The sequence below is a fragment of the Bacillus sp. FSL K6-1145 genome (assembly GCF_038003425.1).
Lineage (GTDB): Bacteria > Bacillota > Bacilli > Bacillales > Bacillaceae > Bacillus > Bacillus pumilus.
In genome coordinates this window covers 1,447,426-1,463,358 of sequence record NZ_JBBOPC010000001.1, presented here as the reverse complement: position 1 = coordinate 1,463,358, position 15,933 = coordinate 1,447,426, and the positions used below count along the sequence as shown (strand labels likewise).

Annotated in this window: 14 protein-coding genes; all 14 read right to left on the bottom strand. The window is 39.8% G+C overall.

Features of this window, described 5'->3' with window-relative positions; all coding sequences use genetic code 11:
- Positions 1-110 precede the first annotated feature (110 nt).
- Positions 111-479, bottom strand: coding sequence for a small basic family protein (locus tag MHH41_RS07300; RefSeq protein ID WP_137054665.1), 369 nt, complete (start codon positions 477-479; stop codon positions 111-113).
- Positions 479-1,204 carry a DUF881 domain-containing protein gene (locus MHH41_RS07295; RefSeq protein ID WP_106029729.1) on the bottom strand — a complete coding sequence of 242 codons (726 nt, stop codon included), beginning with the start codon at positions 1,202-1,204 and terminating at the stop codon, positions 479-481. Before MHH41_RS07295 ends, MHH41_RS07300 begins: the two co-directional genes overlap by 1 nt.
- Before the next feature lie 20 nt (positions 1,205-1,224).
- A complete protein-coding gene (locus MHH41_RS07290) occupies positions 1,225-1,914 on the bottom strand; it encodes a DUF881 domain-containing protein (RefSeq protein WP_003211621.1) in 690 nt (229 codons plus the stop codon).
- Complete coding sequence (locus MHH41_RS07285; RefSeq protein ID WP_003211861.1) at positions 1,911-2,690, bottom strand: cell division protein FtsQ/DivIB; 780 nt, start codon at positions 2,688-2,690, stop codon at positions 1,911-1,913. Before MHH41_RS07285 ends, MHH41_RS07290 begins: the two co-directional genes overlap by 4 nt.
- Before the next feature lie 127 nt (positions 2,691-2,817).
- Positions 2,818-3,729, bottom strand: coding sequence for a UDP-N-acetylmuramate dehydrogenase (gene murB, locus MHH41_RS07280; protein WP_253622635.1), 912 nt, complete (start codon positions 3,727-3,729; stop codon positions 2,818-2,820).
- Positions 3,730-3,760: 31 nt separating this feature from the next.
- Positions 3,761-4,855: an undecaprenyldiphospho-muramoylpentapeptide beta-N-acetylglucosaminyltransferase gene (gene murG, locus MHH41_RS07275; RefSeq protein WP_003212323.1), complete on the bottom strand. Its 1,095-nt coding sequence runs from the start codon at positions 4,853-4,855 to the stop codon at positions 3,761-3,763.
- A gap of 197 nt (positions 4,856-5,052) precedes the next feature.
- Positions 5,053-6,153 carry a stage V sporulation protein E gene (gene spoVE / locus MHH41_RS07270; RefSeq protein WP_003212197.1) on the bottom strand — a complete coding sequence of 367 codons (1,101 nt, stop codon included), beginning with the start codon at positions 6,151-6,153 and terminating at the stop codon, positions 5,053-5,055.
- A 59-nt stretch (positions 6,154-6,212) separates the two neighbouring features.
- On the bottom strand, positions 6,213-7,559 hold the full coding sequence (gene murD / locus MHH41_RS07265) for a UDP-N-acetylmuramoyl-L-alanine--D-glutamate ligase (RefSeq protein ID WP_373466194.1): 1,347 nt from the start codon (positions 7,557-7,559) through the stop codon (positions 6,213-6,215).
- A 9-nt stretch (positions 7,560-7,568) separates the two neighbouring features.
- Positions 7,569-8,543 (bottom strand): phospho-N-acetylmuramoyl-pentapeptide-transferase, encoded by a 975-nt coding sequence (gene mraY, locus MHH41_RS07260; RefSeq protein ID WP_003211854.1) that lies wholly within the window; start codon positions 8,541-8,543, stop codon positions 7,569-7,571.
- 135 nt (positions 8,544-8,678) lie between these two features.
- Positions 8,679-10,154 carry a UDP-N-acetylmuramoyl-L-alanyl-D-glutamate--2,6-diaminopimelate ligase gene (locus MHH41_RS07255; protein ID WP_050945101.1) on the bottom strand — a complete coding sequence of 492 codons (1,476 nt, stop codon included), beginning with the start codon at positions 10,152-10,154 and terminating at the stop codon, positions 8,679-8,681.
- Positions 10,155-10,366: 212 nt separating this feature from the next.
- A complete protein-coding gene (locus MHH41_RS07250; RefSeq protein ID WP_012009866.1) occupies positions 10,367-12,286 on the bottom strand; it encodes a stage V sporulation protein D in 1,920 nt (639 codons plus the stop codon).
- Positions 12,287-12,411: 125 nt separating this feature from the next.
- The gene (locus MHH41_RS07245) at positions 12,412-14,562 is read right to left on the bottom strand and encodes a penicillin-binding protein (RefSeq protein WP_034620042.1); all 2,151 of its coding nucleotides are present in this window, start codon (positions 14,560-14,562) and stop codon (positions 12,412-12,414) included.
- Between the two features lie 7 nt (positions 14,563-14,569).
- A complete protein-coding gene (gene ftsL / locus MHH41_RS07240) occupies positions 14,570-14,917 on the bottom strand; it encodes a cell division protein FtsL (protein ID WP_106029731.1) in 348 nt (115 codons plus the stop codon).
- A 37-nt stretch (positions 14,918-14,954) separates the two neighbouring features.
- The gene (gene rsmH, locus MHH41_RS07235) at positions 14,955-15,887 is read right to left on the bottom strand and encodes a 16S rRNA (cytosine(1402)-N(4))-methyltransferase RsmH (RefSeq protein WP_003210993.1); all 933 of its coding nucleotides are present in this window, start codon (positions 15,885-15,887) and stop codon (positions 14,955-14,957) included.
- Positions 15,888-15,933: the final 46 nt, after the last annotated feature.

Here is a 15,933-nt window from a genome sequence, read left to right as displayed (position 1 = left end):
AACAACAATACAATGAATGTGTTTTTACAAGTGTGTAACAAAACTTAAAAAATCAACATTTTTTATTAGGATTACTGAAAATATTCGTTACATCATATGTATATCCTTTTTTATGACTGACTTTTTTTCTTTTTTTCTCTAGAAATTGTCCATTTTGTTAGGAGAATTCTTCTAATAACTGCTATATTTTGAAACAATCTAACGCCGAATGCAAACATTCCGACTAAGTATAAGTCTACACCAAGATGGACGCCCAGAAAAGCTAAACTTATTGCCAGTATAATATTAAAGAAGAAGCCTGATACAAACACTAGTTCATCGTATGCCCCTTGCAGATGTGCCCGGATTCCACCAATCAATGTATCAAGCGCAGCAAGTACAGCGAGGGAAAGATAATTAGAATACTCATTCGGTATCGTAAAATTAGTTAAGAAACCGATCGCAACTCCTATGATTAAGCCAAGTACAGGAAGCCACATTAAGATTTTCCCTCCTTTACATCGTCAAGAGGCTTCAATTCGTTTACTTGAATTGCACCGTCATATGCTTTTAAGTGGATTTTTTTCTTCGGCTGGCTCATACTCAAGCTGAAGTTTTCCTGAGCAAACAAATCACCAATATCTGATACATTTAAACGGCTGTATAATTTGTCGGCCTGCTCACTAATCATTTTAATGGTGACTTCATCACTATCTAAGCTGTAGCCATCCATTTTTGTCGTGCCATTAATATCTCGAATCACACTTGTATTAATGACACGGCGATCATTGATGGAAATATGTTTTGCCCCAAACATATTGGCTTCATTCATTAACTTTTTCAGAAGATCAGGTGGGATATTTTTCACTTCTTCTCCGGTAAGGTCCTTGGAAAAAAGCTGAGATATTTCAATTTCAATCCCCTCCCCTTCCACTTCTGTAAAACCAGCCTTTTCTTTTAAATCCTTTAATGTTTTTGTTAATTGTGCTTCTTTTGATCGGTCTCCTTGAAGACCATATTTTTTTAGCATCTCGTCGTATTTATCAATTTCTTTGAGCAAATCCAATTCCTTACTTTTAGATGCAGATAAATCCTCTCTCAGTTCCCACACATCACGAGTATCACGAACTTTGGGCTTTTGTAAGGAATTAAATTGGATGGAGACCATGATGCCAAATATGATCATTAAAGCTGTTAAACTAAGTAAAGGCTTCTTTTTCCTCAACACCACTCACCTTTTCACTTTTAATCTTTGTTTCTTAAAAGAGGGTTCATACGAATATCCGTTTTCTCGATCGTCATTGAAATGTGATCACTTGTCAGCTGATCGACCACTCCCCCTGCAATATTTAAAGCGGGTATTAACACAGCAGGATCACCAATAGCAGATATGACAAATGGTGCTGGATGCTGAACACCATCTACTGTGACAACTGGACCGTTACAATGTATGTATGATTGGTGTGTGATTCTTTGCCCATTAATAGATACAGCAGAAGCCCCTGATATAAATAGTTCGTTTATCACATGAAAAATGTGGCTCTCATGCACAATGTAATTATTAACATTTTGTCCACTCGGGATATAAGATGCATCTTCAAGAGACACTTTTACCCCTTTTCCTTTTACACCGATCTCTCCTGTAAACATTCTGTATTTCTCAACATCTTCCAGCACATTAAAATATTGCTCTTTTTCATTTTTCAAATTGGACTCCGTTGCTTGTACCTTTGATTGAAGACTATATAATTCTTTTTCGAGTTTCTGATTCGCCTTTTCTTGCGTTGTGAGCTGACTTTTCAGAGAGTATTCTTTTTTCCATTGCTCTGTTCGAATGACATCTGCCTGATGCTGCTTTGTATATTGGTATGAAAAAGAAATCAGAAAACCAAGAACAAGCATGACAATCGAGAATATAACTGTTTTGCCTCTCAACGCTCATCTTCCTTTTTCTTAGATTTAAACGCTTCGAAATACGTAGCGACTTCCATATGGATTGTGCCTTTTTCAGATGATGAAAGTTCTTTTACAATGGCTGGATAGGTTTTCATTTTATCACCGAATGTTTTAATTGATGCAATCACAGTGTTTCCGTCATTCATATAAAATTTAACTAGCCACTTGTTTGAATTGGTCGGCACATAATATATTTCTGAGATGAGTTCCTGAATAGAGGCTGGCAGTTGATTTAAAGATTTAACAGTTTGCTTCAGCTTCTCCTTATTGTCCCAATCGACAAAAATAGGTCCTGCATGACTCGGTGTCACTTCTTCTGGTAAAGCGGTCCCATTTTCAAGAAGCTCATAATATAGATTTCCCTTTTGAAGATACGCAATATTTGCATATTCTTTGACAGCAATACTCACTTTATTTGGGAAATGCTTTTTGATACTGACACTTTTAATCAATTTATTTTGTTTCATATGATCTGCTGTTAAATCTTTATTTAAATTCCAAAACTCTGTTTCGCCTTCTTTAATTTGTGAAAGTTTAACAAGCTGTTTTGTTGAGACATGCTCGTTACCTGTGATGGTTAAAGAAGAAATTTTGCTGATAGGTGTCTGCAAATAAATAATAATTAAAACCATGATAAAAAACAGTAGTATAAAAGAGATCAGTCTCCGATTCGCTTTTTGCTTCCTTTGTTCTTTAATTTTAGGAATTCGCTCTTCTATATTGACGATCTTTTCATTTTCATGATCAGGCCGCATATATACTCTTCACCTCATTCAAAGCTGCTTGTCCACACCTTTGGGTCATCATTTTGATGAGAAAACAAACGGCATTCTTTCATGCCGTTTGTTTTCCTCAGATGCCATCATTCATAAAAACTAGCTGTTAATTTTCTTCACCGATAATTTCTACTTCTGTATGCATCTCTACGTTGTAGTCTTCTTTAATTTTCTTTTGGATGAACTGAATTAAGTCCAGCACGTCTTGAGCAGTCGCTCCACCAGCGTTGACAATAAAGTTGCCGTGCATATCAGAAATTCTAGCTCCGCCGATTTGGTATCCTTTTAAATTCGCTTTTTCTACAAGCTGTCCTGCATATTCAGGCAGCGGATTTCGAAAAATACTGCCAGCACATGGCCGGTTATAAGGTTGAGTTTCTTTACGATAATCTTTATTTTGCTGCATCTTCTTTGTGATTTTTTCGCGGTCATCCTGCTTGAGCTTAAACACAGCTTCTAGAACAATGCCAGGTCGTTCCTTTTGTAGGACTGACGTTCGATAGCTAAAATTCATTTGTTCATTTGTGAGCCACTCGATGCTTCCATCTGCAAATAAGATTCTGGCTTTCACAAGAATCTTACTGATATCAGATCCATGTGCACCTGCGTTCATATAAACAGCGCCTCCAATAGATCCCGGAATACCAGCTGCGAATTCCAGTCCTGAAAGACCCTGTTTACTAAGTGATGTCGCGAGCCTTACGACAGAGTAGCCGCCGCCTACTGTAATTTCTTCATCATTTACAGTTAGGTGATCCAGTCCAGCACCTAGCTTTAGGACAACTCCTCGAATTCCCTTATCAAGGACAAGTAAATTAGATCCTCTTCCAATGACCGTCCAATTCGTATGGTGTTTTTTCACATGATCCATGATCGTTTTCACTGCATCGATATCTTTTGGGATGATCAAAAGATCTGCTGGTCCGCCTATTTTCATTGTTGTATGATTTGCAAGCGGCTCATTTTCAAGTACTTTACCAACTTGCGCTTCTAATAATTCATTCTTCAAGTTCTCCATATTACCCTCCGCCTTACCTAATATCATTCCATCATGTAGTCGTTATTTCTTTTAACACATTATATAAACGTGTAGCCGCATCTGGTACTCCGAGTTCTTTCGTTAAACGGCTCATTTGGTTGAGTTTTTCTTCATTACCAGCAATTTCATCAATGGCATGCAGCAAACGATCCCCTGAAAGCTCTGATTCTCTTAAAACAATCGCAGCATCATGTTTTTCAAGTGATCTTGCATTGATTTCCTGATGATTTGCCGTCACGTATGGGCTCGGAATAAAAATGGTTGGGATTCCAAGAGCCGTTACTTCAGCAATTGTTGTAGCTCCTGCTCTTGCAACAATCACATCGATCGATTTCAGGTACTCTGGCATTTGATGCAAGAAAGGTTTGGTGATCATATTAGGTGCTGCACCTTTTTCCTTTAGTTCATTCAACACTTTTTCATAATGAACCTCACCTGTGATATATAAAAGCTGGTAGTTTTTAGCCTTTAAATCATCTTGCATTTCGATCACTGCTCTATTGATAGGAGCAGCACCTCGACTCCCGCCGAAAATAAGAACCGTTTTTTTCTTTTCATCGAGCCCGAATTCTTTAAGAGATTTCCCCTCTTTTATAGAGACGACTTCAGAGGCTCTAGGGTTTCCCGTAAATACAACCTTTTCAGAAGGAAAATGTGCCTTTGCCTCATCAAAGCATATGGCTACCCTATTAACATATCTCGCTAGGAACTTATTTGTAATACCAGGCAGGCTGTTTTGTTCGTGTATAATGGTCGGGATCTTCAGCTTAGAAGCCGCATAAACAACAGGCCCACACACATAACCGCCTGTTCCAATAACCGCATCAGGCTTGAATTCTTTTAAGTAAGATTTGCTTTTTTGAACGCCTTTTAAAAATCTCATCACCGTTTTGACGTTATCAAAGGAAAGCTTTCGTTTAAAACCTGAAATTTCTATTGCCTTGAAAGGGATATTTTCTCTTTCTACAATTTTCTTTTCAAGTCCATTTTCAGTACCGATATATAAAAATTCCACATCAGGATGCAGTCTTTTCACTTCTTTAATAAAGGCTAAGGCCGGATAAATATGTCCGCCTGTTCCGCCTCCACTGATTACTATACGCATTATACCATTTCCCCTCAATTTTTTTCTGCTCTGAACAAAGTATAAACCCTGTTTTAAACAACAGGGCTCCATTAAAACCTGTAAAGAAGAGTCAAAATAAACGTTTTCGAAACAAAAACTGTCATTTTCACTCTTCAAATCATTTTTTTATACTTTTGCAAAATAAACGTCAACATGGTTTCATTAGCTTCAGCACGCTAATATCTTGCGTACCTGCTGACATTCAAAAGTACGCCAATCGCCATCAGCATTAATGTCAATGATGAGCCGCCATAACTAAGGAATGGGAGCGTGATACCTGTCACAGGAATAAGTCCAGTGACAACTGCGATGTTAATCATTACTTGAATGGCAACCATTGAAATAATACCAACTGCTAGGAAACTCCCATATAAGTCCGGGGCTCCAAGTGCTATTCGTATGCCTCTCCATAATAGAACACTAAAGAGGAGTAAAATGAGTGATCCCCCTATAAAGCCAAGCTCTTCAGACAATATCGCAAAGATGAAGTCCGTTTGGGGCTCAGGTAAATAGAAGAATTTTTGTCTACTTTGACCAAGTCCCATTCCGAACAGACCACCTGGACCAACAGCGTATAAGGACTGAATAATTTGAAACCCACTGCCTAGTGGATCTTCCCAAGGATTTAAATAAGATGTAATTCGTTTTATTCGGTAGGGTGCTGATAAGACAAGTGCAGCAAATCCGCTGAGCCCTATAAGACCGAGAAATATAAAGTGAGCAATTCTCGCACCTGAAACAAATATCATAATAATACAGGTTCCAACCATCACCGTTCCTGTTCCCAGATCCGGTTGAAGCATGATGATGGCAAATGCAGAAAATACAATGCCTAAAGCTGGGGCAAAACCTTTTCGAAAGGATGTGATATTTTTTTGCTTTTCAGATAAGAATTTTGCAAGAAACGCAATCATCGCAAGCTTCATGAATTCAGAGGGCTGAATACTAAACGCTCCGACACCGATCCAGCTTCTTGATCCATTTCTCTCCATACCGATACCAGGAATAAGTACAAGCAGCAAAAGGAGAAAACAAACAGCAATCAATATCTTTGACCAAGTCCGCCACGTCCAATAATCGACTCGCATAATGAAAAACATTGCGATAACTCCGATTCCGGCAAACAACAGCTGTCTTTTTGCAAAATAAAACGAATCATCAAATTTATACGATGCCCACACAGCACTAGCGCTGTACACCATAATTAAACCAATCGTCAATAAAAGTAACGTAATGACAACAAGCAAAAAATCCGGAGAAGTTTTCTTATTCGTCAAGAGACCGACACCCCAAGCATAATTTCATTTGGGCTGTCAGTCATATGAGAGACAAGCCCTTATTTAAGCATATGCACGGCGTTTACAAACATGTCTCCACGTTCTTCAAATGTTTTATGTTGATCCCAGCTTGCACAAGCCGGAGATAATAAAATCACGTCTTCTTCTTCAGATATGTTAAACGCCGCAGGTACTGCTTGTTCAACATTATCGACATGTTTTACGTGATGTATTCCAAGCTCTTCACCAAGCTTCACAAACTTAGGTGCAGTCTCACCAAATGTGATAATTCCTTTGACATGTTTCATAAAAGGTTTCAACTCATCAAATTCATTGCCTCGATCAAGTCCACCTGCTAATAAAATAGTCGGTTGTTCGAAGGCTGACAATGCTTTAGTTGTTGCCAGTATATTGGTCGCCTTGCTATCGTTATAAAATTTCCGACTCTGAATTGTATCTACAAATTGCAGACGATGCTTCACCCCACCAAATGTGGTGAGTACGCGTGTGATCGCTTCATTTGAGCAGCCTGCATTTTTTACAACACAAATAGCTGCCAGAATGTTTTCTTGATTATGCTCACCAGGAAGGACAACATCCTTTACATCAATGATATGTTCATTCATGTAGTAAATTGCACCATGTTGAATAAACGCACCATGTTCTACTGGCTCTTTCACTGAGAAAAACACTTTTTTTGCTTTTGAACCTTCTGCTAGTTTTACAACGGAAGGATCATCTAGGTTAATTACAGCGATGTCATCTTCTTGTTGATGTGCGAATACTTTCTGCTTTGCTTTTTCATATTCATCACGAGTGTGGTGATAATCTAAATGTGCATCAAAAATATTTAATATTAAGCTGATTTTAGGTCTAAATTCAACTGTTCCCATTAACTGAAAAGAAGAGAGTTCTGTTACGATCCACTCATCGCCAGCTGCATTTGCAGCGACTTCACTGGCAACTGTTCCAATATTACCCGCCACTAATGTTTTTTGGCTGTCTTGTTTCAGCATTTCATAAATCAATGTCGTGGTAGTGGTTTTTCCATTCGATCCAGTAATCCCAATAAAAGGAGATGAGGTTAAATGATACGCTAATTCTATTTCCGTCCAAACTGGAATTTGGCGGCGAAGCGCTTCTTGAACCATCACATTTTCATATGGAATGCCTGGATTTTTAATTAAAATTGTAATGTCTTTATCTTCGAATATACGAAGAGGATGACTGCCACAAATGACATCAATCCCCTTTTCAGAAAGTAGCTGAGCAGGTTCATTTTCTTCAAACGGTTTTTGATCATTTACCGTCACATTTACTCCATGTTCATGAAGAATTGAAGCTGCCGCATATCCGCTTTTAGCAAGACCTAATACTAGTACATGTTCGTTTTTTAACATTTGCATCTTATTCAATTATAACCACACCTCGATGTAAATTCCTAAAACAGCAAGTAATAAACCAGCTGTCCAGAAGGTGACAACTACTCTCCACTCTGACCAGCCAACTAACTCATAGTGGTGATGAAGCGGACTCATCTTAAAGATTCTTTTGCCGGTTGTTTTAAAGGAGATGACTTGAAGAATAACGGATAACGTCTCAACAACAAATACTCCACCAATAATGACAAGTAAAATTTCAAGCTTCGTTAAAATCGCAATTGCTACAATGGCTCCGCCTAATGCTAGAGAACCTGTATCACCCATAAATACTTTTGCAGGATGTGCGTTAAACACAAGGAAGCCAAGAACGGCTCCTGCAACAGCTACTGAAAAGATCGCTACATCATACTGGGATTGATTCCAAGCCAGTATAGCAAATGCTCCGAAAGCAATAGCAGCGGTTCCAGATAAGAGGCCATCCAGTCCATCTGTTAAGTTTACGGCATTAGAACCTCCGACAAGCATGAAAACAACAAGGATAAAGTAAGCCCATCCTAAATCAAAGCTGACGTCTGTTCCTGGAATGCGAATCGTCGTTGCAAACTGATAATAATGGAAAACTGCATAAAAGATCACAGCGATCACAATTTGACCGATTAATTTCTGTTTCGATGTTAATCCAAGATTTCGTTTCATCGCTACTTTAATATAATCATCTAAAAATCCTAATAGGCCGTAACCAAGTGTGACAAATAACAGTAAAAACATTTCTGGACTAATCTCAGAAAATTTGTTGATCATCACAATTGTTGTAATAGTGATAGAAAAGATAATCATGATGCCGCCCATTGTCGGCGTCCCAGATTTCTTTTGGTGAGACTGCGGGCCCTCTTCTCTAATACTTTGACCAAATTTTAGTCTTCTTAAAAACGGTATAAAAATCGGGGATAAAAGAACACTGATTAAAAATCCCATTATGATTGTAAACAATATCACCTGTTCAAGCATCGTTCTTTACTCCTTCCGAATTTCCAAAGCCGTTTTCCATCAGAAAATTGCATTCATTATTATGGTATTCATTCGCGTTCTTCGTATGTTGTTTTTGTACAAAATGCTTCATTTCATTACACTCTTTTCATCATTTTAAGATTTGTTTAGATCTAAAATAGCGTCAATAGCAACCTTTGCATCATCAAAGTCATAGACTTGATCGTCAATAATTTGATAGGTCTCATGGCCTTTACCGGCTATTAAGACTGTATCGCCTTTTTTCGCATTGGCAATGGCAAAGAAGATCGCTTGTTTTCGATTCACAAAGCTATGATAATATGCGTCTGGTACCCCGTTTTCCATATCTTTTAAAATGGCTGAAGGATCTTCGCTTCTTGGGTTGTCTGATGTAAATACAGGTTCATCTGCATATTTCACAGCGATTTGAGCCATTTGAGGACGCTTTGTTTTATCACGGTCTCCGCCGCAGCCAATCACGCAGAAAATTTTGCCCTCTGTTAATTCTTTACATGTTGTGAGGACATTTTCTAAACTATCAGGTGTATGTGCGTAATCGACGATGACAGGGAAGTCTTGATCGCAGTTTACAAGTTCAAATCTGCCCTTGACTCCTTCCAGCTCTTCAATCGCACTCACGATCGTCTCAAATGTTAAGCCAGATACGATCCCAACTGATACAGCTGCGAGGATATTATACACATTGAACTTTCCGACAAGGGCAACCGTCACTTTCTTGGTGCCGATTGGAGTGACCAAATCAAATTGAGTTCCCTTCGGCATGATTTGAATATTTTTTGCCATGACATCTGCTTTTCGCTCTAGGGCATACGTCATGACTTCAGCAGCTGTGACTTTTTCAAAATAACTCGAAGCCTCATCATCTGCATTTAAAATCGCATGCTTCGGTTTATTGTGATGAAAGGCACTTCCGAGCTGAGAAAACAGCAAGCTTTTCGCATGTTTATATTCTTCCATTGTGTTGTGGTAGTCAAGATGGTCCTGCGTAAGATTTGTGAAAACAGCAATATCATAATCACATCCATGCACCCTGCCAAGATGGAGGGCATGTGATGATACTTCCATGATGGCTGTGTCTACATCTTGATCAAGCATCTGTTTAAACGTTTTTTGAAGTGTGACACTTTCAGGTGTGGTGTTTTTCACGTCGAGAATGTCATCATTCACCTTCATATACATCGTACCGATTAAGCCTGTTTTCTTCTCGGCTTTTCTCATCATTTGTTCGATCATGTGTGTTGTTGAGGTTTTTCCGTTTGTGCCTGTGATCCCGATGAGATTCAGCTTATGAGTGGGCTGTTCATAAAACGCATCAGCTATTCTTGCAAGTGCTCTTTGAGAGTGTTTCACAATAATGACTGGTACCTCTGTTATGTTAAGAGGGTGTTCTGCTACAATGGCAGCAGCCCCGCTTTTCACCGCTTTTTCAGCATAATCGTGTCCATCTACTGTATAGCCTTTTATACAGACAAAAAGGCTTCCCTTTTTCACCTCTCTTGAATCCATTTCAATGGAAGTGATATCAGGATTTTCGTTTATCAATTCGTTGTTTTCACTTTTAAAGTATGTAAGCAGTTCTTGTAATTTCATTTTCATATCAAACCTCTCAAATTCGTTCACGTGCATGTCTTGTGAAAAAAACACACAGTCTATATTTTATCGTAAAAAAAAGGATACATCCAGCGTATTCCTTAAGTTTCTGTTGGAAAAAACACACTTTGGACTCTTTTTTTCAAACTGGCCTTCTCTTTCAACAAAAAGAGGCAGCCAAATGAGTGCGGCTACCCTCTGTTCATTCTTTATTATTCATCGTTTAAGTATAATCTGATCGTGGAGCCTTCTTTGACCTTTGTCCCAGCAGCAGGTGATTGCTTCACTACTTTACTGCCAGTTCCTGAGGCATCGATCTTTAGGTTGATCAAGAGGGATTCAAGATCTGAAACAGATCCTCCTACAAGATTCGGTACTTCAATGGTTTTTGTGTCCAGCCACTGATACTTCTTTTCAATTTGGCCTTTTCTTTTTTTCACACCCATCTCAGGCAGGCTATCTCGCATAATATGACCAACAATTGGTGCGGCAACGGTACCACCAAATTGAATGGTGCCTTTTGGGTTATCCACAGCTACATAGACTACGATACTTGGGTCATCTGCAGGCGCAAATCCGATAAACGACACAATGTGGTTATTCTCCATATACTTTCCGTCCTTTACCTTCTGTGCTGTTCCTGTTTTTCCGCCAACCCGATACCCTTCAACAAATGCATTTCGGCCAGTTCCTTGAGCGACTACACTTTCAAGTGCATACCTGATTTCTTTAGATGTCTCTGCTGAAATCACTTTCTTTTTGGCAATCGGTGATTGCTTTTTCACAACCTCTTTTGTGATTGGATCTATCCATTCTTTTGCAATATAAGGCGTGTAAAGTGTCCCGCCATTTACTGCAGCTGCTACTGCAGCTACTTGCTGAATTGGCGTAACAGATACGCCTTGACCAAAGGCGGTGGTCGCCTGCTCTACAGGACCTACACGATCAAGCGGGAACAAAATGCCCCGTCCTTCTCCTTGAAGGTCAATTCCGGTTTTTTGGCCAAATCCGAAATTTTTGATATAAGAAAATAATTTTTCTTTACCAAGACGGTCTCCTAGCTCTACAAAGCCGGGGTTACAGGAATTTTGAACTACTTCCAAGAATGACTGTGATCCGTGCCCGCCTTTTTTCCAGCACCTGAGTCTTGCACCATCAACTGTCACAGATCCGCTGTCAAAAAATGAATCGCGTTTTAAATTCACTTTCTTCTCTTCTAATGCTGCTGCAAGTGTAATAATTTTAAATGTCGAACCCGGCTCATATGTGCTCCACACCGGAAGATTTCGGTTAAACACTTTTGAGTCAACTGATTGATAGTCAGCTGGATCAAAATCTGGTCTGCTTGACATTCCTAGCACTTCACCATTTTTCGGATTCATCGCAATCGCAATCATACCATCTGGATTATACTTTGCCTGCGCGTTGTCTAATTCCCGTTCTATGATGGTTTGTACTTTTGCATCGACTGTTAATTTCATATCAAGACCATCTTTAGGCGGTGTATAATCGTCTGCTTCATCTGGCATTTTCTGCCCTTTTGCATCAGAATAAAACTTCACAGACCCTTTTTCGCCTTTTAGGTCATCGTCATAGTAGGCTTCAAGTCCAAGTAAGCCTTGATTATCGATTCCAGCAAAGCCGAGTACATGTGAAAGAAAGCTGCCAAACGGATAATGTCTGATGCTGTCTTCTGCTACATACACGCCTTCTAAATCAAGCTCTCTTACTTCTTTTGCTTTTTCATGTGATACCTTTCTGCCCTCAGGAGAAATTCGTTCAATTGATGTTTTTTTCGTGACGTGCTTGTACGCTTTTTCTTCAGACATATTCAGCACAGCTGCCAATTTCTTGCTTGTTTCTGCGGGATCTTTAATTTGCCGAGGGACGACCAAAATAGATGGAGCACTTTTGTTCGTCGCAAGCTCTACCCCATTCCGGTCCAAAATATCTCCTCGTTCTGGTTCGAATGGGAGGTTTCGGCTCCATGAATCTTTTGCTAAGCTTGTCAGCTTCTCACCCATAATAAACTGCACATATCCTAATCTAGTATCTATGATGAAAAAAATGATCACCCCAAACAGCAGCACGAAAAGCAATCGTTTTCTCACTGTTACACTCGACACTCGCACGCCCGGTTCACTCCTTACATATGGCTTGTTTTCATCATATGCAGGCCCGTCCTTTTGTAGAACGCACCGTGATATTCTGCTGGAGCAAAAGAAAAAACCTAGCAAGTGATTTGCTAGGTTTACAGTTAATTTGGGCTTTTAAATGTCACAGTGACGACTTTGTCTGAAATCTCCGCTCCACTTTTGACACTTTGTTTCACAGCATAGCCTTGTCCATTTGTTTCTATATGCACACCGGCAATCGAAGCATATTGAAGGACTTCTCTTCTGGACCAGCCTGTCATATCAGGCATCTTAATGGTTTTCCCTGCTGTTTTCAAGAAGACTTTCTGGCTTTCAGAGAATTCAGAGCCCGCACTCGGCCACTGGCGTTTAATGGACAGACCGTCGCCGATGACAACAGGTGTTAAGTGTTTATTTTTGACTTCTGTTTCTGCCTGCTTCACTTCTAAATCCAGGAATGAAGGCATCGTTTCTTGTTTCACTTTTTGTTCGCCTGATTTCTTATCGTCTGTTTTTGTTGGTGCAATATTTAAATATAGCAAACTATTTTTCATGACAGGGTTAAAGATTTGAGAAACCGGAGCTGACCCCGTTTCTGTTTCAGACAGCTGCGGCTGCTGGACAGCCACATAAACAAGTAGCTTCGGATCATCTTTTGGCGCCATTCCCATAAATGAAAAGACGTAATCGTTTCTTCCTTGGAGGTAACCGCCGGCACCGCCAATTTGTCCCGTTCCTGTTTTTCCAGCAACGTCGAAGCCTTTGATTTGATAAGGCTGACCTGTTCCAATTTTCGAGGAAACAACCTCACCTAAAATGTCACGAACTTGCTTCGCTGTATCAGATGAAATCGGTTTTCCTGCCGCTGTTGGTTCGTGCTGCAAAATCGTTTTGTTTGTGTTCGGGTCTGTAATATGGTCAATGACATATGGCTTCATCATTGTTCCGCCGTTTGCTATCGCAGTGGCTGCTTCGATTTGTTGAATCGGTGTGATGGCTGATGCTTGACCATAAGCTGTCGATGCTTTGTCATATTCATATCTATAATTGATTTTACTAGACGCTTCGTTCGGCAAGTCAATCCCCGTTTTGTCATAGAAATGGAACTTCTGCAAATATTGTTCGTATCGTGTGAAGCCTAGTTTTTCTTTTGCCAGCTTTGCAAAGGCCACATTTGACGAGCGAAGAACTCCTTGATGAAAGTCAATTTTCCCCCAGCCATTTCCGTTGTTGTGGTCTCGGACAAGTCCGCCGCCTACTTTATAAGTACCAGATTGATATTTGTCATTGCCTTGGTAGACCCCTTCTTGGATCGCCGCAGCGAGGGTAAAGATCTTCATCGTTGAACCTGGTTCAAACGCATATGAAATCACATCATTGTTATAATTCGTAATGTCTAGTTCATTTAAATTAAAGCTTGGCCGTTGCCCCATCGCGAGAACCTTCCCAGTTTTCGGATCAACGACTGTGGCAATGATTTTCTTCGGCTTATACTTTTTGGCAACCTGCGTCATACTTTCTTCAAGAAACGCTTGAATTTTCTGATCGATGGTCAGCGTGACATTTTTCCCGTCTTTCGGGGCGACAATGTCTTCTTTACTATTCGGCAATGCCCATCCGCTTCTGTCACTGTTATATGTCACATAGCCGTCTTTTTCTTTTAAAAATTTGTTCAGTGCCTTCTCAAGTCCCATTGCACCTGACATGTCCTTTGTCGCCTCATTTAATCTGGCATAACCGATGAGGTTAGAAGCAAACATGCCGTTAGGATAATATCGCTTCGTGTCTTTTTCAAAAGCAACACCTGGAAGCTTTAGCTTTTCAATTTTTTCCTTCGTTGAAAAACTAATATCCTTCCCCGCTTTACCAAACTCCACTTGGAATGCATCTTTTGTATTGAGACGCTTTAAAATTTCGCTTTCACTCATATCGATGACTTTCGAGAGCTCTTTTGCCGTCTTTTCTTTATCGACGACATGCATTGGATGCTTAGGGTCCACTGTCATTTTCTTGCTCATGACTGCAATGAGCTTATACACAGATGTATCCTCAGCGATCACATTTCCATTCCGGTCTAAAATAGATCCTCTTTTTGCTTCAAGTGTTTTCTTCGATTGATATTGTTCATTTGCCTTGGCAGCTAATACTTGTCCATCAACCGTTCCTGTAATTTGAATATAGATAAAACGTGCTAGGATGATAAAGAAAAACAGGGCGAAGCAAATACTCGCAATTGCCGCGCCTCTGTTCATCATTTTATTCTTTTTAGGCATCGCCATGTTAATCGACCTTCTTAACATCTTTCGAAATAGTTAAGCCTGCTTTTTTTGCGGCATCAATGATTCTTTCTGGTTCACTCAGCAAGTCTTTTTCCTTTTGTAGCTCAGTGATCTTCTTCGATTCTAAAGATACTTGCTGTTCTAGCTTCTGCACTTCGATATTGGCGTGATAGACAGCAAAAGCTTTAGAAATGATGAGAATCGAGCTGCACATAAGAGCCATGACAAACATGACAAGTAAGATTTTTTCACCAAGTGTGATAGAACCTCTTCTTTTAATGACAACCGATTGGCCTTGCTGCTCTGTTTGATGGTGCTTCACTTCTCTTTGGTAAGCCAAATTACTCATAAGAAACCTCCTTTTTATCATCATCTATGGTGTCGTTTTACTTTTTTTCTGCAATTCGGAGCTTCGCTGAACGGGCACGGTTGTTATGTTCCAGCTCTTGTTCTGATGCAACGATCGGTTTTCTCGTGATCAGCTTCAGCTTTGGTTCAAGTCCTTCTGGAATCACTGGTAGTCCGTGCGGAAGTTCTGGAAGAGAAGACATTTCTCTAAATGTACTTTTACAAATCCGGTCTTCAAGTGAATGGAATGTAATGACAGAAATTCTCCCCTTCGGATTGAGTAACTCTATTGCTTGTTCTAGTGCTTCTTCAAATACTTTCAATTCATCATTTACGGCAATTCGGATCGCTTGAAACACTCTTTTTGCTGGATGTCCGCCAGTTCGTCTTGCAGGTGCCGGAATTCCTTCTTTGATAATGTCGACAAGCTCACCCGTTGTTTCAATTGGCGCTTTTTTTCTTGCTTCTTCAATTTTGCGTGCGATTTGCTTGCTGAACTTTTCTTCCCCATATTTGTAGAAAATCCGAACTAGATCTTCAAATGGCCATTCATTCACCACTTTTTTTGCCGACAATGCGGCTGATTGATCCATTCGCATGTCAAGAGGTGCATCATGGTGATAACTAAAGCCTCTCTCTGGTGTGTCGAGCTGAGGAGATGATACCCCAAGGTCAAAAATCACACCGTCTACGCTTGTAATACCTTGTTCATTCAGACGTTCTTTTAAATATCGGAAGTTGCTTTTTATGAAAAGAATGTTCGCTTTAGAATCCGCGAGCTTCTCTCGTGCATGATCCAGTGCAGCATCGTCTTGGTCAAATCCAATCAATGTTCCTTTTTCTGATAATTGAGATAGTAAATATGAGCTATGACCTGCTCCGCCTAGCGTGCAGTCCACATATGTACCGTCTTCTTTTACGTTTAAACCGTCAACTGTTTCTTTTAATAATACTGTCTCATGTTGAAACATGATGTTATGGTCCCACCTTTTTCAAATAGAAATGAATGTGTAGAAA